The organism is Microlunatus sp. M237 (assembly GCF_056896895.1).
Genome location: NZ_JBXHBL010000003.1, coordinates 297,972 through 316,038, shown reverse-complemented (window position 1 = coordinate 316,038; position 18,067 = coordinate 297,972). Strand labels below are relative to the sequence as shown.

General features: G+C 68.7%; 17 protein-coding genes and 1 tRNA gene. 4 read left to right on the top strand and 14 right to left on the bottom strand.

Going from position 1 to position 18,067, the window contains the following annotated elements:
- Window positions 1-7: 7 nt before the first annotated feature.
- The 14 genes from AC1XX3_RS12535 to lysA form a co-directional block, all read right to left on the bottom strand.
- Window positions 8-238, bottom strand: coding sequence for a F0F1 ATP synthase subunit C (locus AC1XX3_RS12535; protein ID WP_483321475.1), 231 nt, complete (start codon window positions 236-238; stop codon window positions 8-10).
- Window positions 239-292: 54 nt separating this feature from the next.
- The gene (gene atpB, locus AC1XX3_RS12530) at window positions 293-1,096 is read right to left on the bottom strand and encodes a F0F1 ATP synthase subunit A (protein WP_483322097.1); all 804 of its coding nucleotides are present in this window, start codon (window positions 1,094-1,096) and stop codon (window positions 293-295) included.
- A 49-nt stretch (window positions 1,097-1,145) separates the two neighbouring features.
- Window positions 1,146-1,367 (bottom strand): AtpZ/AtpI family protein, encoded by a 222-nt coding sequence (locus tag AC1XX3_RS12525; protein ID WP_483321474.1) that lies wholly within the window; start codon window positions 1,365-1,367, stop codon window positions 1,146-1,148.
- Between the two features lie 36 nt (window positions 1,368-1,403).
- Window positions 1,404-1,904, bottom strand: a complete 501-nt coding sequence (locus tag AC1XX3_RS12520; protein ID WP_483321473.1) for a Cg1360 family ATP-synthase-associated protein — start codon at window positions 1,902-1,904, stop codon at window positions 1,404-1,406.
- A 168-nt stretch (window positions 1,905-2,072) separates the two neighbouring features.
- Window positions 2,073-3,194 carry a glycosyltransferase family 4 protein gene (locus AC1XX3_RS12515; protein ID WP_483321472.1) on the bottom strand — a complete coding sequence of 374 codons (1,122 nt, stop codon included), beginning with the start codon at window positions 3,192-3,194 and terminating at the stop codon, window positions 2,073-2,075.
- Window positions 3,194-4,813: an L-threonylcarbamoyladenylate synthase gene (locus tag AC1XX3_RS12510; protein ID WP_483321471.1), complete on the bottom strand. Its 1,620-nt coding sequence runs from the start codon at window positions 4,811-4,813 to the stop codon at window positions 3,194-3,196. Before AC1XX3_RS12510 ends, AC1XX3_RS12515 begins: the two co-directional genes overlap by 1 nt.
- Window positions 4,810-5,727 (bottom strand): peptide chain release factor N(5)-glutamine methyltransferase, encoded by a 918-nt coding sequence (gene prmC / locus AC1XX3_RS12505; protein WP_483321470.1) that lies wholly within the window; start codon window positions 5,725-5,727, stop codon window positions 4,810-4,812. Before prmC ends, AC1XX3_RS12510 begins: the two co-directional genes overlap by 4 nt.
- Window positions 5,724-6,809, bottom strand: a complete 1,086-nt coding sequence (gene prfA, locus AC1XX3_RS12500; protein WP_483321469.1) for a peptide chain release factor 1 — start codon at window positions 6,807-6,809, stop codon at window positions 5,724-5,726. The genes prmC and prfA overlap by 4 nt, the downstream gene beginning before the upstream one ends.
- A 133-nt stretch (window positions 6,810-6,942) precedes the next feature.
- Complete coding sequence (rpmE, locus tag AC1XX3_RS12495) at window positions 6,943-7,158, bottom strand: 50S ribosomal protein L31 (protein ID WP_483321468.1); 216 nt, start codon at window positions 7,156-7,158, stop codon at window positions 6,943-6,945.
- A 150-nt stretch (window positions 7,159-7,308) separates the two neighbouring features.
- Window positions 7,309-9,636, bottom strand: coding sequence for a transcription termination factor Rho (gene rho / locus AC1XX3_RS12490; RefSeq protein ID WP_483321467.1), 2,328 nt, complete (start codon window positions 9,634-9,636; stop codon window positions 7,309-7,311).
- Between the two features lie 277 nt (window positions 9,637-9,913).
- Window positions 9,914-10,849 (bottom strand): homoserine kinase, encoded by a 936-nt coding sequence (thrB, locus tag AC1XX3_RS12485; protein WP_483321466.1) that lies wholly within the window; start codon window positions 10,847-10,849, stop codon window positions 9,914-9,916.
- A 6-nt stretch (window positions 10,850-10,855) separates the two neighbouring features.
- On the bottom strand, window positions 10,856-11,965 hold the full coding sequence (gene thrC, locus AC1XX3_RS12480) for a threonine synthase (RefSeq protein WP_483322096.1): 1,110 nt from the start codon (window positions 11,963-11,965) through the stop codon (window positions 10,856-10,858).
- A 1-nt stretch (window position 11,966) separates the two neighbouring features.
- Complete coding sequence (locus tag AC1XX3_RS12475; protein WP_483321465.1) at window positions 11,967-13,331, bottom strand: homoserine dehydrogenase; 1,365 nt, start codon at window positions 13,329-13,331, stop codon at window positions 11,967-11,969.
- 127 nt (window positions 13,332-13,458) lie between these two features.
- The gene (lysA, locus tag AC1XX3_RS12470) at window positions 13,459-14,859 is read right to left on the bottom strand and encodes a diaminopimelate decarboxylase (protein ID WP_483321464.1); all 1,401 of its coding nucleotides are present in this window, start codon (window positions 14,857-14,859) and stop codon (window positions 13,459-13,461) included.
- A gap of 149 nt (window positions 14,860-15,008) precedes the next feature.
- Here lysA and AC1XX3_RS12465 point away from each other — a divergent pair.
- The 4 genes from AC1XX3_RS12465 to AC1XX3_RS12450 all read left to right on the top strand — a co-directional run bounded on the left by AC1XX3_RS12465 (window position 15,009) and on the right by AC1XX3_RS12450 (window position 17,714).
- Window positions 15,009-15,083, top strand: a tRNA-Arg gene (locus AC1XX3_RS12465).
- Window positions 15,084-15,171: 88 nt separating this feature from the next.
- Window positions 15,172-15,555: a hypothetical protein gene (locus AC1XX3_RS12460; protein WP_483321463.1), complete on the top strand. Its 384-nt coding sequence runs from the start codon at window positions 15,172-15,174 to the stop codon at window positions 15,553-15,555.
- Between the two features lie 566 nt (window positions 15,556-16,121).
- Window positions 16,122-16,892, top strand: coding sequence for a DUF3800 domain-containing protein (locus AC1XX3_RS12455; protein WP_483321462.1), 771 nt, complete (start codon window positions 16,122-16,124; stop codon window positions 16,890-16,892).
- A gap of 399 nt (window positions 16,893-17,291) precedes the next feature.
- On the top strand, window positions 17,292-17,714 hold the full coding sequence (locus tag AC1XX3_RS12450) for a hypothetical protein (protein ID WP_483321461.1): 423 nt from the start codon (window positions 17,292-17,294) through the stop codon (window positions 17,712-17,714).
- The last annotated feature ends 353 nt before the right edge of the window (window positions 17,715-18,067 follow it).

Here is an 18,067-nt window from a genome sequence, read left to right as displayed (position 1 = left end):
CACTCGCTCAGGCCTGGCCCTGGAACACGAAGGCCAGAGCGATACCGATGATGGCCAGAGCCTCGGTCAGGGCGAAGCCGATCCAGGCGGTGCCCATCATGGCGCCGCGGGCCTCGGGCTGACGGGCGGTGCCCTGGATGACGGAGGCGAAGATCAGACCTACGCCGATACCCGGGCCGAGCGTTCCGAGGCCGTAGCCGATGGAGCTGAGCGAACCGGTGATCTCCATTGGAGTCATGTGCTGTTCCTTTCGGGTTTTCCACTGGTAACCAGCAGAAACATGGGTGGGTTACTAGTGCTCTTCGGCGATCGACGAAGAGATGTACTGGGCGGTGAGAACGGTGAAGATGTATGCCTGCAAGGAGAGCACCAACAGCTCCAGCGACATGATCAGCAAGCTGAACAGCAGCGAGACGCCGCCGGCCACCTTGTTGAACAGTGAGTCACTGTGGAGCAGCAGGTACTCGCCACCGAGGACGAACACCAGCACCACCAGGTGACCCGCGAACAGGTTCGCGAACAGACGCAGCGACAGCGTCAGCGGCCGGACCAAGATGTTGGAGAGGAACTCGATCGGGATGACCAGGATCCACAGCGGCCACGGCACGCCCTCGGGCAGCACGGTCCGCCGCAGGTAGCCGCCGAAGCCGTGCTTGGCGATCCCGGCCACGTTGTAGATCACCCAGGTCATCAGCGCCAGGCCGTAGGCCCAGCCGACATGCGAGGCGGTCGGGAACATCAGCAGCGGGAACAGCCCGAACAGGTTGTTCACCAAGACGAACGAGAACAGCGCGATCAGGTACGGCAGGTATCGCAAGTAGTCGTGGCCGATGATGTCGCGGCCGATGCTGTTGCGGATGAAGTAGTAGGCGCTCTCACCGATGAACTGCCCCTTGCCGGGCACCATCTTGTTCTTGCGCGCCATCACGAGCCAGAACGCCATCACCAAGATGACGGACAGGGTCGCCTGGAACATGGGCTTGTCGAACCACGACAACGCAGGGTTGTCGAAGATCGGCGGGAGATTGAAGTCCTCGACGCCCGGGGATCGGAAACCCTCTCCCCCGGTTTCCATCGGAACCAGAATCGGGCTCAGCCGTCCCAACGTTCCTCCTCTCTACGGTCAGACCAGCAGGCCTGAGAAGTCATTTCATCGTGGATCCGGAGGAATCCGTTCCCTTGCCGAAACGCCTGACGATCAAATAGATGCCACCCGCCGCGCCGAGCACGATGCCGAGCGGCAGCAGGAAGTTGGTGTGCAGTAATCGGTCCCCGAGCCAGCCGAGGAAGCCGTACACCGCAATGCCCGACAACAGGTACGACAGGACCTGCAGGGCCTCGTTCATCCCGTCCTGACGTTGGCTCATGGCGTGTCACACCGTAGCAGTCTGCGGGAACGGCGGTCACGCTGCGTCACCGCCCTTGGCGGGCGGCGCGTCGTCGGTGTCGTAGACGCCGATCCGGAGGCGGGAGAACACGAAGACCTCCACCGCCAGCCAGCCGACGACCACCACGATGGTGGTGAGGAAGATGGCCATCGGGACCAGCGTGGGCCACGCGTCACGGTTGTTGTTGTAGGTGAGCAGGACCAGGCCGAGCAAGGCCACCCGGGCGGTGTAGCTCAGCATCGAGACCAGCATCAGGGTCCGTGCCCCGGCGTCGGCGAACAGCACCATCACGAGCTGGCCGACCGCGTAGAAGAAGAGCACCATGCCGGCCGCCAGAGCGGCGGACGCGAGACCGCGGGTGCCATCGGTGAGGAAGAAGATGATCAGGCACACGATCGAGGCCACCACGCCACCGACCAGACCGCCGTACAGCAGCTTCCGGGCTCGGACGACATGCACGCTGACGCGAGCGTCCGCGGCCGAAGTCGGCTCCGGGGTGTGGCTGTCAGTCGTCATGGCGGCGGCTGTCCTGTCTTGCGGCGCGAAGGCCGTTTCACTCGTGCGACCAGAGGTCGTCGCGGGCTGTGGGGTGCTTGTGAAAACTAGCACAAGGACCCTGCCGCAGCCCAATCGGACAACGGCCCCGCCAGTGGCCGGTAAGCGCTTGCAGCACAGCCCTCGCGGCTACGGAAGGGTGGCACCGTTCTTGCCCGCCGGGCGCTCATTCAGTGGCCGCCCGAGCGTCACCAGGACCAGCACCAGGGCCAGCAGGGCGATCACCGCGACCGAGGTCCAGCTGCGCAGCAGACCCAGGGCGATGACGCCGAACGACACCAGCGCTGACCACAGATACATCAAGATGACAGCGCCCCGCTGGCTGTGGCCGCGCTGCACCAGCCGGTGGTGCAGATGCTGCTTGTCGGCCACGAACCACCACTTTCCCGCGTACGTACGCCTGATGTAGGCGAGCAGGACGTCCAGGAACGGTAACGCGAGGATGGCGAGTGGCAGCACCAGCGGCAGCACCGTCGGCAGCAGACCGCCGCCGCTGTCCAGCTGCGAGGTGTCCAGCTGACCGGTCAGGCTGATGGTGGAGGTGGCCAGCAGCAGGCCCAGCAGCATGGCACCGGAGTCGCCCATGAACATCCGAGCGGGGAAGAAGTTGTGCGGCAGGAAGCCCAGACAGGCGCCCGCGATGGCGACCGTGATCAGACTCGCGGTGGTCGCCCGGGTCAGGTCCTGGGTCACGGTCAGCAGATAAGAGTAGGCAAAGAATGCCAGCGCACCGATGCAGACCACGCCGGTGGCGAGGCCGTCGAGTCCGTCGACGAAGTTGACGGCGTTGGAGCAGAGCACGATGAAGAAGACGGTGATCGCGATCGAGGCGGAGCTGTCCAGCGTGATCGTCTGGTTGGGCAGCGGGATCCACAGCATCCGTACCCCCATGGCCACGACGATCCCGGCGGCCAGCACCTGGCCGGCGAACTTGGCCAACGGGCTGATCTCGAACAAGTCGTCGAGCACGCCCACCAGACAGATCACCGCTGCTGCGACCAGTACGGCCCGGGAGTCCTGGTGCACCAACGGCAGCTGGCCGAGGAACGGCAGCTGCCAGGCCATCACGAACGCGGCAGCGACCCCGGCCAGCATCGCGACGCCGCCGAAGTACGGCATGGCCACGGTGTGCACGTCCCGGTCTCGGACCTTGGCCATGGCCCCGGTCCGCAGCGCCAGGCGTCGGCAGAGTCCGCTCACCAGATAGGTGGTGGCGGCCGCGATCAGCAGGACCAGCAGGTACTCGCGCACTAGCGCTCCGGCACGGCGTGAGCCCCGGCCCCGCTGGAGTGGTTATCGTCCGCGCCATTCGCGCCATTCGCGCCATTCGCGCCATTCGCGCCATTCGCGCCGTCTGCGCCATCCGGAGCCTGCACGCCGGGCGCAGGTGCCGCGTCATCCACACCATCGAGTCGGAAGGCATCGTCGGTCGACGCGCTCGGCGGCGTGGTCTCGTGATCGTCGCCGGAAGCCGTCGGGGCTGCTGCCGTCTCCTCCAGCGGCGCCGGATCCGCCACCTCGCCGGTCGGCGCCGCGGAGCTCAGCGGTGCACCCTCCGACGCGACTGCGGGATTCTCTTCGTCCGGCGTCTGACTGTCGTCCTCGCGATCAGGTTCCGCACCCGGGACCGGCTCCGGCGGGTCGACCAGGTCCACCACGTCCGGGCAGGTTTCGCGCAGCTCCGCGACCGAGATCGCCCCGTGTCGCAGCACGTCGCCATTCTCGTTTTTGGTGAAGTCGACGATGGTCGACGGTGCGGCACCGGTACCGGTCACCGGTCCACCATCGAGATAGACCGCGACCGAGCTGCCGAGCTGGTCGACCGCCTCGTCGCAGGTGACCGCAGCCGGCCGGCCACTCAGGTTGGCGCTGCTGACCGCGAGTGGTCCGGTACGGCGCAGCAGCTCACGGGCCAGCTCGTGGTCGGGCACCCGCAGGGCCACGGTGCCGCCGGTCTCGCCGAGATCGAGGTTGAGCGTCCCGCGCGCGGTGCAGATGACGGTCAGCGGGCCGGGCCAGTGCCGGGCCATCAGCGCCTCTGCGGCGGCCGGTACGTCGACGGCCAACGCCCGCACCAGGTGAGCGTCGGCGATCAGCACCGGCGGCGGCATGTCCCGGCCCCGGTGCTTGGCGTCCAGCAGTCGCTGCACGGCTGCGGCGCTGAACGCGTCGGCGCCGATGCCGTAGACGGTGTCGGTCGGCAGCACGACGCACTCCCCCCGCTCCACCGCGGCTCGAGCCGCCTCGGCCGCCTCATCGTGATCGTCGGCCGGGTCGGCGCAGTCGAACCGGACATAGCTGGGCTCGTCCGGGACCACCTCTGCGTCTGGGTCCTCCGCCGGGTCTGCGTCCGGGTCGGCCGCGTCGGCGTCCGGGTCGCCCAGGTCTGCGTCCGTGCCGTCCGGGTCTGCGTCCGTGCCGTCCGGGTCTGCGTCCGTCTTGCCCGGGTCTGCGTCCGTCTCGCCCGGGTCTGCGTCTGCCTCGGCCGGGTCGGTGTCGTCCGTCGTCTCGACCGGGGCGTCCCCGTCGACCGTCGCCGAATCCTCCTCCGACCCGACAATCGCGGGCTCGTCAGTCGGCTCGGCGGCAACGGCGTCGTCGGTGGTCTCGGGCGCAGCACCCTCGTCCACCGGTGGCGGAGCGGCGCTGCTCGGCGAGGCCTGGACGGGAACCGGCTCCGGTGGCAACCCGTCGGTGGCGCGCGGCCGGCCGGCCGTACCGGACCCGGTGGCGTCGAAGTCGAGGTCGCGCGGCCCGAGCTCGCCGGCGCCGACGCCGTCGACCCCGGTCGGATCGGGGATGGCTGACGTGCCTGGCGCGCGTTCGACGTCGGTCTCGGAAGGCTCGTGCTCGTCAGCGGGGTTGGTCACCCGGCCAATCCTGCCAGATCGACCGGGCCGGACCCGGCACCAGTGCGAGCGGCCCGGACGGCGGTGACGAAGCGCCACCGACCGGTCAGGTCTGGCTGATCGCGCACCGTGTGGAACCGCCCGTCGGCGGTGAACACCGCCGGGGCCGACTCGTGCTGCACCTCGGCGTGTTCGGCGCAGACCAGGCCACCATCGACCAGCAGTCGCGCGGCGACCCCGGCGAGCACCCGCATCGCGTCCAGCCCGTCGTCACCGGAGAAGAGCGCCACCGTCGGGTCGTGGTCGCGTGCCTCCGGCGTGACCGACTCGTACGCCTCCCACGGGATGTACGGCGGGTTCGCGATCACCAGGTCCACGGTGCCGTCCCACGCTGCGGGCACCTCAGCCATGTCCAGGGTGTACAGCTCGACGCCGGTACCGCTGAGGTTGCGCTCGGCCCAGACCGAGGCCTCCTCCGACACCTCGACGGCGCGGACGGCCACACCGGGCACCTCGGTGGCGATCGCCTTGGCGATCGCGCCGGAGCCGGCGCAGAGCTCCACCACCTGCAACTGACGGTTCCCGCCAGTGCGCTCTCGCAGCTGCTCGATCGCCCAGCCGGTCATCACCTCGGTCTCCGGCCGGGGAACGAACACCCCGGGGCCGACCTCGAGGCTCAGGTAGCGGAAATGGGCGGTCCCGGTGAGGTGCTGCAGCGGGACCCGCGCCGTGCGCCGCTCGACCAGCGTCCAGAACACGTCGACCTGGGCCGGCGACACGGAGTCGAGCAGCGGCAGCCGACTGGGCTCGATCCCGCAGGCATGGGCCAGCAGCCACCGGGCGTCAGCATCCGGACTGTCCACGCCGGCCTGGCGGAGCCGCTCGGCGGCCACCGACAGCAGCGACCGAGGGCTCGAGGTCGACGTGGTGCTCATCCCGCCGAAGCCTCGCCGACCTGGGACAGCCGCTCGGCGGTATCGGCCTCCTGCAGCGCGGCGATGACGGCCGACAGGTCGCCGTTGAGAACCTGGTCCAGGTTGTAGGCCTTGAAGCCGATCCGATGGTCGGCGATCCGGTTCTCGGCGTAGTTGTAGGTGCGGATCCGCTCGGAGCGGTCGACGGTGCGCACCTGGCTGCGGCGCGCGGCGGATGCAGCGCTGGCGGCCTGCTCCTCGGCCGCGGTGATCAGCCGGGCGCGGAGCATCCGCATCGCCTGCTCCCGGTTCTGCAGCTGCGAGCGCTCGTTCTGGCAGGAGACCACGATGCCGCTCGGCAGGTGGGTGATCCGCACCGCCGAGTCGGTGGTGTTGACGCCTTGGCCACCCGGTCCTGAGGCGCGGAAGACGTCGATCCGCAGATCGTTCTCGTCGATCTCGACCTCGGTCTCCTCCACCTCGGGCATCACCAGCACGCCGGCCGCTGAGGTGTGCACCCGGCCCTGCGACTCGGTCACCGGCACCCGCTGGACCCGGTGCACGCCGCCCTCGAACTTCAGCACGCCGTACGGCATCATGTCCGGCTCCCCCACGCTGGGGGCCTTGATCGCTGCGGTGACCGACTTGTAGCCACCGAGATCGGTCTCTTGGGCATCGAGGATCTCGACCTTCCAGCCACGGCTCTCGGCGTAGCGGCTGTACATCTTCAGCAGGTCGCCGGCGAACAGTGCCGACTCCTCCCCGCCCTCGCCCGACTTGATCTCGATCAGGGCGTCGCCGCTGTCGTTGGGGTCGCGGGGAGCGAGCAGCCGGGTCAGCCGCTCGGTCACGGCGGCGAGCTGGGTCTCGAGCTCGACCGCCTCGGCGGCGAAGGCCTCGTCGTCGGCGCCCAGCTCCTTGGCGGCGGCGATGTCGTCAGCCAGCCGCTCGTACTCGTCCATCCCGCGCACGATCGGGGTCAGCTCGGCGTAGCGCCGGCCCACCTTGCGGGCGCGCGCCATGTCGGCGTGCACAGCGGGGTCGGAGAGGGCGGCCTCGAGCTGGGCGAACTCATCCCGCAACGGGCGGGCGGACTCGAACATGACAGGGACTTCTTCCGACGGGTCAGATCCTCGAGGTGTCCGCACCCCGGGAGGACCTGGAGAAGTCGGGGCGGGACGTGCGAAGCGCCGGGAGGCAAGGGCTGAACCCCTGCCTCCCGGCGCTGTCGTCGAGCTACTTGCCGGCCTGCTTGGCGTAGCGCTTCTCGAAGCGGGCCACGCGGCCACCGGTGTCGAGGATCTTCTGCTTGCCGGTGTAGAACGGGTGGCAGGCCGAGCAGACGTCGGCGCGCAGGACGCCGTCCGGCGCGGTGCTCTTGGTGGTGAACGTGTTGCCGCAGGTGCAGCTGACCTGGGTCTCCACGTACGTCGGGTGGATGTTCGGCTTCATGGAATCTCCTCGGTTTTCGAGCACCGGGTCGCAGATCGGATGATCTCGCGTGAACCGGTGCCAACTCGATAGTGTGCCGCAGTTTCCGCGCGGCACAAAATGGTCAACGCACCGCCGGGTGGGATTAGTCCCGCCCGGCGGCGCGTCGGCTCACTCTTCGGCGCGGCCCGGCATGGCCTTGGTGATGGCCAGCATGAACTCACCGTTGCTCTGCGTCTTGCGGAGCCGATCGAGCAACATCTCCAGACCCTGCTGGCCGTCCAGCCCGGACACGACGCGGCGCAGCTTCCAGATGATCTGCAGCTCGTCGCGGCTGAGCAGCAGCTCCTCGCGCCGGGTGCCGGAGGCGTCGACGTCGATGGCCGGGAAGATCCGCTTGTCGGCGTACTCCCGACGCAGCCGCAGCTCCATGTTGCCGGTGCCCTTGAACTCCTCGAAGATGACCTCGTCCATCTTGGAGCCGGTCTCGATCAAGGCGGTGGCCAAGATGGTGAGCGAGCCACCGTTCTCGATGTTGCGGGCGGCACCGAAGAACCGCTTCGGCGGATAGAGCGCAGCCGAGTCCACACCACCGGAGAGGATGCGGCCACTGGCCGGGGCGGCGAGGTTGTAGGCCCGGCCCAACCGGGTGATGCCGTCCAGCAGCACGACCACGTCGTGGCCCAGCTCGACCAGGCGCTTGGCCCGCTCGATCGCCAGCTCGGCGACCATGGTGTGGTCGGTGGCCGGTCGGTCGAAGGTGGAGGAGATGACCTCACCCTTCACCGTGCGCTCGAAGTCGGTGACCTCCTCGGGACGCTCGTCCACCAGGACGACCATCAGGTGCACCTCGGGGTTGTTCGTCGTGATCGCGTTGGCGATGGCCTGCATGATCAGCGTCTTGCCGGCCTTCGGCGGCGACACGATCAGGCCGCGCTGGCCCTTGCCGATCGGCGCCATGATGTCGATCAGCCGGGTGGCCATCTGGTTCGGCGTCGTCTCGAGCCGCATCCGCTCCTGGGCGTAGAGCGGGGTGAGCTTGGCGAACTCGGGCCGGTTCTTGGCCAGCTCGGGGTCGGTGCCGTTGATGGTGTCGATCCGGACCAGCGGGTTGAACTTCGCGTTTCGGTCGCCTTCGCGGCTCTGCCGGATCGCCCCGGTGACGACGTCACCCTTGCGCAGACCGGCCTTCTTGACCATCGCGAGGGAGACGTACGCGTCGTCGGAGCCCGGCAGGTAGCCGGACGTACGGACGAAGGCGTAGCTGTCCAGCACGTCCAAGATGCCGGCGACCGGCGTCAGGACGTCGTCGTCATTGACCACCGGGTCGGCCTCATAGCGGTCCATCCCCATCCCGCCGGTGGTGCGACCACCCCGACGGTTCTGGCGATCGCGGTTGCGCCGGCGGCGGCCACGACGGTTGCCGTCGTCGTCCCAGTCGCCCTGCGCGTCACGTCCGCCGTCACGCGAGGACTCGCGGTTCTGGGACTCCCGGTTCTGCGACTCGCGGTTCTGCGACTCGCGGTTGCCGGCGTCGCGGTTGCGCCCCTCCCGCTGCCCATCACGGTTCTGCCCGTCACGGTTCTGCCGGCGGCTGCGGCGCTCGCCCTGGTTGGCGTCGCCATCGCCCTGCTCGTCGCGGCGGCCCCGGGACTCGGAGTCGTCGCCCCGGTTCTGGCGACCCTCGCGGGCCTCCTGCTGGCGCTCAGCGCGGGTCTGCTCGAGCCGCTCGACCACCGGCGAGGTGCCGCTGGACTCGCCGTCACGGTCCCGACCGGAGTCGTTGCGATCGGAGTTCTCGCGGCGGCTGCTGCGCTCGGTGTCCTCGCGGCGGTCGTTGCGCTCGTCACCTTCGCGGCGGTCGTTGCGCTCGTCACCTTCGCGACGGTCGTTGCGCTCGTCACCTTCGCGGCGGTCGTTGCGCTCGGTGTCCTCGCGGCGGCTGCTGCGCTCGTCACCCTCGCGACGGCTGCTGCGCTCGTCACCCTCGCGACGGCTGCTGCGCTCGCCATCCTCGCGACGGTCACCGCGCTCGGCGTGGGCCACGGCCCGGTCGCCGTCTGCATGCTCGTTACGCTCGCCACCATGGCCGTTGCGGGCCGCCGGCTCGGAGCTGTCGGCCCGGTTGGACGTACCGGCGCCGTCGGCCCGATCGGCCCCGCCGCCGTTGGCCCGCTCGGCACCGCCGTTGGCCCGCTCGGCACCGCCGTTGGCGCGCTCACCACGGGTGCGCTGCGGCCGGGTGGCCACGCCGTCGAGCGCGGGCTGAGCCGCCTCGGCGGTGCGGTTCTCGCGAACCGGTGCGCCCCCGTTGCCGCCCGACCGACCGGTCTGGGCGGACTGGATGGCTTCAATCAGCTGGCCCTTGCGCATGGCGCCGGTGCCCTTGAGACCGAGTGTGCTCGCAAGCTGCTTCAGTTCGGGCAGGACCATCGAGTCCAGCCCGGAGCCCTTGCGCCTGCGTCCGGACGTCTTGTCGTCGACGGGCGCGTTCGTCACTTCGGCTGTATCTGTCACGTGTTTCCTTTCGGAACGGGCGGAATGCCCTTCCTATGCCCGAAGCGGTTTTCGCACACGGGCGATGCTTTACGTAAGGTCCCAGTCGTCAGGAGAAAAGAGATTCTCAGCAGAGTCTGTAACGGGAGATCTTGAGGTGCTCTCGCCCATCGCGCCCGACCTTTGAGGCGCTCGCCTGGTGCTGATGAGCGACTCGACGGCTCGAATGCTGCTCACCTTGCTGGCAGGACCAAGGCTATCACTGACAACCGTCTAACTGTCACATATGTTCCCGGGCGTGCCCGCCGCCGCCGACCGGGACCTGCTGCGCGACCACCCGGGCCGGTCCGCCGATGCCGCAGCGGACGGTCCGGAACCCCGGTACGACCAGGTCAGCCGCCCGCAGCTCCGTCGTCCGGCCGAGAACCAGCACGGTCGGCCCGGCGCCGCTGATCACCGCGGCCAGACCTCGGTCGCGTAGCGACTCCAGCAACGCGTAGGACTGCGGCATCGCGCTGCGACGATATCCCTGGTGCAACCAGTCACGGGTGGCGTCCAGCAACCGGTCGGCGTCCGCGGCGAGCGCGTGCACCAGCAGGCCTGCCCGGCCGGCGTTGGCAGCCGCGTCTGCGTGTGGCACCCCGGCCGGGAGCAGCCCGCGCGCCGTTCTCGTCGACACCGGCGCCTCGGGCACGAAGAGCAGGGCCCCGAGGTCGTCCTGCACCCGGGCGCGCACCGCCGTCAGGCCGTGCCGGCCGGCGTACGCCAGCACGAAACCGCCGTGGATGGCCGCCGCCACGTTGTCCGGATGGCCCTCGATCGCATCGGCATGCCGCAACAGCCAGTGCTCGTCCGGCGCCAGACCCGCGAGGCCGCGGGCGGCGACCAGTCCGGCGACGATGGCGGCCGCGGAGGATCCGAGGCCGCGCCCGTGCGGGATGGTGTTGTGGCAGGTCAGCCGCAGGCCGGGAGCGCGTACGCCGAGATCACTCAGGCCCCGCAGGGCGGCGGCGAGGATCAGGTGGGTCTCATCCCGGGGGACGTCGGCCGCGCCCTCACCGGTCACCTCGACGACGCAGCCGCCGTCGATCACGTCGAGACGGACCGACTCGAACCAGTCCAGGGCCAGCCCGAAGCAGTCGAAGCCGGGCCCGAGGTTCGCGCTGGTGGCCGGCACCTGCACGGTCACCGACGTCTCGAGCTCCAGGCTGATCATGAGCGGCTACCGGCCGCCGAGGCCGCAGGCGGCGGCCACGTCGCGGACCTCGGCCCGGACGACCTCGGCCCGCAACGGCTCCCGCTGCGACAGCGCGGTATCGATGTCCTTGAGACCGTTGCCGGTTACGGTGACGACGATCTGCTGACCGCTGTCCAGCTCGCCCCGGTCGTGCAGGGCCAGCAGCCCGGCCACCCCGGCGGCCGAGGCCGGCTCGACGAAGACACCCTCCTTCGCGGCCAGGAACGCTTGTGCTGAAAGGATCTGGGCGTCCGTGACGGCGTCGAACAGGCCACCGGACTCCTCCTTCGCTGCGATCGCCAAAGCGGTCGAGGCGGGGTTGCCGATGCGAATGGCGGTGGCAACGGTCTCGGGGCTGATCACCGGGTGGCCGAGCACCAGGGGCGCCGCGCCGGCGGCCTGGAAGGCCCACATCCGGGGCGTCCGGGTCGCGATCGAGGCCTCCCGGTATTGGCTGTAGCCCCGCCAGTACGCCGAGATGTTCCCACCGTTGCCGACCGGCAGCACATGCAGGTCGGGTGCGTCGCCGAGCTCGTCGACGATCTCGAAGGCGGCGGTCTTCTGGCCCTCGATCCGGACCGGGTTGACCGAGTTGACCAGAGCGACCGGATAGCTGTCGGCCAGGGCCCGCGCCAGCTCCAGGCACTGGTCGAAGTTGCCGTCGATCTGCACCACGTGAGCACCGTGGACGACCGCCTGGGCCAGCTTGCCCATGGCGATCCGGCCGGCCGGCAGCAGCACGATCGGTCGCATCCCGGCCCGGACCGCGTACGCCGCCGCCGAGGCCGAGGTGTTGCCGGTCGACGCGCAGACCACAGCCTCCGCACCTTCGCCGGCGCTGACACTGACGGCCACTGTCATCCCGCGGTCCTTGAACGATCCGGTCGGGTTGGCACCCTCGACCTTCAGCCAGACCTCGCAGTCGACCAGCTCCGAGAGCACCTCGGCGACGACCAGCGGTGTGCTGCCCTCGCCCAGGCTGATCACCGGGTCGGTGGCCGAGATCGGCAGCCAGTCCCGGTAGCGGGTGATCAGCCCACGCTGCACCCGCGGCGGCTGCACCCGCGCGATGGGGGTCTTCGTCTGACCGACCATGTCACTCACCCTCGACTCTCATCACGCTGGTCACGTCGCGCACCACGTCGAGCTCGCGCAACGCGGCCACCGTAGCGCTCAGTGCCGCGTCGGTGGCACGGTGCGTGACGATCACCAGCTGCGCGTCGCCCTCGCGGCCCTGCTGACGCACTGTCTGGATCGAGACCCCGTGCTCGGCGAAGCAGTGGGCGATCGTGGCCAGCACACCGGCCACATCGGCCACCTCGAGGGAGAGGTGATAGCGGGTGACCACGTGCCCGATGAGTGACACCGGTCGGGCGGCGTAGCTCGACTCCCCCGGGCCGACGGCGCCGCGGAGCCGGTTGCGGGCCACGGTGACGAGGTCGCCGAGCACGGCGCTGGCCGTCGGGGCGCCGCCGGCGCCGGGACCGTAGAACATCAGCCGACCGGCGAACGCCGACTCGACGAAGACAGCGTTGTAGGCGCCGCCGACGCTGGCCAGCGGGTGCGAGCGCGGGATCATCGCCGGGTGCACCCGCACCGAGACCGAGCGCTCCGCGGCGGGATCATCCGGGTCCGCCGGTGAGAGCTGACAGATGGCCAGCATCTTCACCACGCAGCCCATCGCCCGGGCCGAGGAGATGTCGGTCGAGGTGACCTCCGTGATGCCCTCGCGATAGACGTCGGCGCTGGTGACCCGGGTATGGAAGGCCAGACTCGACAGGATCGCGGCCTTGGCGGCGGCGTCGAAGCCCTCGATGTCGGCCGTCGGGTCCGCCTCGGCGTAGCCCAGCTCCTGCGCCTGCGACAGCGTCTCGGCGAAGCCGGCGCTGTCGGTGTCCATCTTGTCCAAGATGAAGTTGGTGGTGCCGTTGACGATGCCGATCACCGAGGTGATCTCGTCGCCGACCAGAGACTCGCGCAGCGGCCGGATGATGGGGATGGCGCCGGCCACCGATGCCTCGAAATAGAGGTCGACGCCGGCGTCGGCCGCCGCGGCGAACAGCGTGGCACCGTCCTCGGCCAGCAGGGCCTTGTTCGCGGTCACCACGGACGCACCGTTCTCGAGCGCGGCCAGGATCAGCGAGCGGGCGGGCTCGATGCCGCCGATCACCTCGATCACCAGGTCCACGTCGTCGCGACGTACCAGTGCCTCCGCGTCAGTGGTGAACAGGGCGGGGTCGATGCCCGGGCGGGTCCGGTTGATCCGACGAACGGCGATACCGACGAGCTCCAAGGGGCGGCCAACGCGCGCCTGCAGGTCGGCCGCCTGATCGGTCAGCAGCCGCACGACCTCAGAGCCCACGACGCCGCAGCCGAGCAGGGCCACCCGCAGCGGCGCGGCCGACCCACCGTCGGCGTCGAGAACCTCAGGCGCACGCAGGTCGGGGATCGGGCTCGTCATCGGGATGGACCTCTCGTCGGCCGGCGGCCGTGTGGGTGGGCGGAATCATTGTTCACCATGTCGCCAAGGCGCGAAAACCGAACGCGGCGCGCGGACGCAGCGCGGCAACGGGTGGAGACGGACCGGCTCAGCTGACGTCGAGCGCAAGCAGGTCCTCGATGGTCTCGCGGCGGATCAGGGTACGGATCTCGCCGTCGCGCACCGACACCACCGGCGGCCGGGGAACGTGGTTGTAGTTGCTGGCCATCGAGCGGCTGTAGGCACCCGAAGCCGGCACGGCGATCAGATCGCCGGCCCGGACGTCCGCGGGCAGGAACTCGTCGCGGACCAGGATGTCGCCACCCTCGCAGTGCTTGCCCACCACCCGCGACAGCGCCGGCCCGGCCTCGGAACGGCGCGACGCCAGCGTGGCCGAATATTCCGCGGCATACAGAGCGGTTCGGATGTTGTCGCTCATGCCGCCGTCGACCGCGACGTAGAGCCGACTGGCCCCACCGTCGAGTCGGACGGTCTTCACCGTGCCGACGCGATAGAGGGCGAAGGCGGCGGGACCGCTGATGGCACGTCCGGGCTCGATCGACAGGCGAGGCACGGCCACCCCCAGGCTCGCAGCCTCGGTGGTGATGATGGTCTGCAGCTTCTCGGCCAGGACCGCGGGAGTGGCCGGGGTGTCGGCACTGGTGTAGGCGATGCCGAAGCCGCCACCGAGGTCGAGCTCGGGCAGCTCGGTCCCGGTCCGCTCGGCGAACTCGGCGTGCAGCCGCAAGGTCCGCCGGGCGGCCACCTCGAAGCCCTCGGTGTCGAAGATCTGCGACCCGATGTGGCTGTGGATCCCGATCAGCTCCAGCGCGGGATGCTCGAAACAGGCCTGGAGCGCACGGGCGGCCGCGCCGCCGGCGATCGAGAAGCCGAACTTCTGGTCCTCGTGGGCGGTGGCGATGTATTCGTGGGTGTGCGCCTCCACCCCGGTGGTCACCCGCACCATGACCCGCGGCACCGTCTCGTGGTCCGCGGCCAGCCGCCCGAGCCGCTCGATCTCGTCGAACGAGTCGACGATGATCCGACCGACGCCGGCCTCGAGTGCCTGGCGGAGCTCCGCCTCGCTCTTGTTGTTGCCGTGCAACCCGATCCGCCGCGGAGCGACGCCGGCACGCAGCGCCACCGCCAGCTCACCGCCGGTGCAGACGTCGACGCCGAGCCCTTCCTCGGCCACCCAGCGGGCCACCGCCGTGCACAGGAACGACTTCGCGGCGTAATAGACGTCCCAGCCGGCGAAGGCCTCGGCGAACGCGCGTGCCCGAGCCCGGAGGTCGGCCTCGTCGACGACGTACGCGGGGGTGCCGACCTGGTCGGCGATCTCGGCGGCGCTGACTCCGGCGACGTGGAGCATGCCCTCGGCGTCCTTGGACACCCCCTGGCTCCACAGCCGCGGCACCAGGTCGTTGACGTCGGTCGGCAGCCCCAGCCAGGCTGGTGCCCGTGAGGTGACATCGGCGTGGATCGAGCCGGCGACGTGCGAGTGGGTCATGGCGGCACTGTGCCAGACCGAGCGGCGAGGACCCGGTCGTTTCAGCGGGTGGACAGCGCCGACCGGGCGGCGTGCACGGGCCCGGTGCGGCGAACACCTCCGGATCACTGGTACATTTCTCTTCGGCCCGCACGGGTCGATGTGGATTGGCCCCCGTAGCTCAGGGGATAGAGCACCGCCCTCCGGAGGCGGGAGCGCAGGTTCGAATCCTGCCGGGGGCGCCAGCGTCTGGCCTAGTCGGAAGCACATTTCGATCAGGTCAGACCGGCGCCGTGCAACATGCGTGCAATGCCTCCCAACCGAGAGGCAGTCATGACCATCACCAACCGCCCCACCGCTCCCCTCATCGAGGTCGATAGCGACACGCCCGTTCAGCAGGTCGAGCACCGACCGGGATGCGCGTGCAAGGGCATAAGCGCTCAGCACCCGGCCTGGATGTGGCCTGAGCGGGAGCTGACCAGCGTCGGCCTTCCTGCCGGAGTCGATCCGATGCTCGCCGACGGTCTGCTCCGATCGTTCCAAGATGCCGCCGCGGCGGCGGGCCGGCCAGTGGGACGTATCGCCGCGGAGCGTCGGGACTCGGACGGCGAGTTGATCGGACCGTCGCTCGAAATGCGGTCGTGCGAGGCGGAGCGCTTTCGGCTATTGATGCAGCGACTCGGCCGGCTCGTCGAGTCCATGGCGGCGGACCTTTGATGCTGGCAAGAGGCGGACAGATGAGAGTTCAGGGCGGTGAGTGAGATGGCGGCGGAGGAGAACTGGCGGAGAGCCGCGTGCATTGAGCCGATCGAGGGGTGCAAACGGGCACTCTGTTGCGCCCGTGGCGAGGTGCGGTACACCCGTTACCAGGGCGGCGGAGAGCCGCATGACGACAACATTAGGGAACCTCGCTGCGTCATCGAGCGGCTGAAGTGCCAAGCCTGCGGGGTCCAGACTCGACATTCCTACATCAGGACTTCGACAATGAAGCCGACTGGATGCAGACGAGCGGCCGGACGCGGCTGCCGCCGAAAAGGACTGTGGCGGAGTGACCCTGATTTGAGGGGAGGGGACCTGGCCGACAACCTCGCAAGTTGCCGGTTCGGATTGTGATGAGACGCCATGTCGGATGGGTTCAGGGGCCATATGCGGTGAGGACCCGGGCGGCACAGCAAGGTTTCACCACGTCGCTGTGAGTTTTCTCGCGCAGGCGCAAAACAGATTTCGGTTCCTTTTGTCTAATCAAGCAATCCCAACGCGTCGGTGACTACTACTCTGTGCTGGTGGCAGGGAGTCCCCGCCCGCTCCTGCGGGCATATATCGACGAGACGGGTGACCGCGGCACAAGTGGCAAGTCTTCGCACTTTTTCGCGTTTGCAGCTGTGATCGTCGCGGACAGTGCTGACCCGCAAATGCGAGCCACCGTGTCGCGTCTCCGACGAGACTTTGGCGTTCCTGCCGGCAGCCCGCTCCATCGGAAAGATCACATCAAGACCTTCAGTAGGCGCCAACACACGGCACGGGAGCTCGCGAAACTCCAGGACGTTTGTGTGAATTTCGTAGTCGTCGAGGAGGCAGCCATCCCAGCGGGTTCGTCAATGCGCAATGACCATGCAATCTTCTATAACTTCGCCGCCGGTCTCACGCTGGAGCGGATCGTACTGACCGCAAAATATTGGCCTCAGCAGGTCCACGACGTGAAGGTTATCTTCGGACACGTCCGCGGGTTCGACCATCGCCAAACTAGCGCCTACTTCGAGCGTCGCCGGCGGCAACCACCGGATTGGGTCCCGTGGAATCGCCAGCGAGGACCGGAACTTTTCGACGGGCAGGCTCATTGGGATGGCCTCCAAGCAGCGGACGCCTACGCCGGAATGCTCAGCGCCGCCATCTGCGTGGACCAGTTCGGAGGGTACGAAGCAGACCATTTGCTCGCCGTCCGCCACCAAATCAGACGGGGATCGGGGGGCGATGCCTGGACTTACGGATTCAAGTGGCTGGGCAACGACTCGACCGTAACGGGACTCCCCTGGTGGCCTCCACAAGGCATATAGAGGGCGCCGTGGAGAGCCGGGGTCGCTGCAACCGATCGGAACCGGCAGGGCCTGACAGCAGTCCAAGCGATAGTTCCCCGCGCCCTCCACGGCGCCTCTATGTTGCTTACTCTAGCGCCGAACATTGAGCGATGCGCGAGGCGCCACGCCCTGTCCCAAATGTCGAACGTCAGTTCTAATCTGCTGTGCGAATCGGACCCATACTGGGCCGTGAAAGCCATCGGCGTGTGGGGGAATGCCCAGTGGTCATGTGAACCTGCGCGCCGGATCATGGTGCTCTCTACCGTGATGGACAAGCATGGACGGCACTGAGGCACGCCACACCAAGGCCGCGATTGTGCTCGCTTAACCGAGCTGATTCAGCATCACGCGCCCATCCGCCATGTCACCATTGGCGGCATGATCATGGCGTCTGGGGTGCGTCTCGCTTTGGCCGGCGTCGCGGTGCTGGCACTGTTGGTCGGCTGCAGCTCGGCGGAGGCTGTCCCTGAGGCGCCTCCGCCTGTGCGTCCCACGGCTTATATGCAGCCGAAGGTGCTGGTGACCTATGAGGTCTTCGGCGTGGCCCGAGATGCGACGGTGACGATGCAGACTCCTTCAGGGATCTCGCAGGTAGACATCGAGTTCATCAACTCGCAGCCGGACGATGACCAGCGGTGGACGTCCAGTGAGTTCTCTGCGGGTGACCCGCTGGTGTTATCGGTGCAGGGCGGCACAGAGGCCACGGCCATCTCGTGCCGTATCAAGGTCGGTCCGACCGTTGTGTCGGAGAATCGGTCCACTGCTGACTACGGCATCGCGAGCTGCTCGGCTCGGCGTTGAAGGGGAGCCAGTGAACAGCAGAAAGGCATACATGGCGCGTGTGAGCAGGGACGGTAAGTGGTGGATAATCCGCGTCGATGGGGTGCCTGGTCTGACTCAGGCGCGCCGGCTCGATGACGTGGAACTGATGGCGCGGGAGTTCGTCGCCGTATCGCTCGAGCGACAGCTTGGCGATGTGGCGGTGAGGGTCCATCACACCTGAAGTGGGAGCGGCCGCGAGCCGCACCTCCGATTAGCGGCGGCTCAGACACACAGAAGTTGTGTCACGGGGCAAGAGGCCCGAATTGGCCGTGTCACCTGCAGCAGTGAACGGGCTAGTTTTTGGGATCTAGCCAGGGGCCTACCTGAGAGGG